Below are 814 nucleotides of genomic sequence, written 5' to 3'. Positions count from 1 at the left end.
GAGTACAACCGCGAGTTCCAGGATAGCGTCGTTACCACTGATAACTGGCGTGCCGAGTATTCTCTGGACCGATTCCTTACCGATAAGTGGTTCTGGCAAGGTCGTTTGAATTACAAGCGCGACAAGGTCGAAGAGCTGTCCCGGCAGCGCACCATCGGTACCGGCCCCGGTTATCAGTTCTGGGATGACGAACTGGGCGCCTTCTCCCTAGGGTCGCTCTTGAATAACACCGACTATGAGTATTCCAATGGCCGCAAGGAAAATTTCTATTCCTTGGCGATGAAGTGGGACTACAACCGTTATCTGGTCGGCAAGAAGGTTGAGTTCTTCACCAAGGGTGAGGTGGGTAAGCCTTTGTCGGGTGTCGCGGATTACGCCCTCGATGCCGAGGTCGGTCTGCGCTACAAAGTCACTGATTGGGCATCGCTGAATCTGAAGGCTGAGAGAGACATTATCAGCGGCAGCGATGAGGCTGACCTGAGCAAGACCCGATATACCGCAGGGTTTGGCGTGGCCTGGTAACACGCTGGAAGATCAAAAGATCGCAGTCTTCGGCAGCTCCACACTTGTGGGTGCCGCCGAAGGGTGCGATTTTTTGTTGCCTCACAAAACACACAGGCACAAAAAAGCCCCGCTTTTAAGGGCGGGGCCTTTTACTAAAGCAAGTACAAGTTAGATAACTTGAACTTCTTCAGCTTGCATGCCTTTCTGACCGCGGGTAGCGATGAAAGAAACCTGTTGGCCTTCTTTCAGGCTTTTGAAGCCGTCGGATTGGATAGCTTTGAAGTGAACGAACAGGTCGTCACCGGATTGT

At 52.5% G+C, this 814-nt stretch carries 2 protein-coding genes; one reads left to right on the top strand and one right to left on the bottom strand.

All coding sequences use genetic code 11. The annotated features are described in order from the left end of the window. Positions 1 to 522 (top strand): DUF481 domain-containing protein (locus tag AC1DLB_RS31195; protein ID WP_477786425.1); only part of this gene is annotated, 522 nt, incomplete at its 5' end. Positions 523 to 672: 150 nt separating this feature from the next. Here AC1DLB_RS31195 and AC1DLB_RS31190 read toward each other — a convergent pair. After that, the coding region (locus AC1DLB_RS31190) for a cold-shock protein (protein ID WP_477786426.1) at positions 673 to 814 on the bottom strand (142 nt) is incomplete at its 5' end.

The sequence above is a fragment of the Pseudomonas sp. 05N434 genome, assembly GCF_056396965.1.
This window is presented reverse-complemented; position numbering and strand designations above follow the sequence as displayed.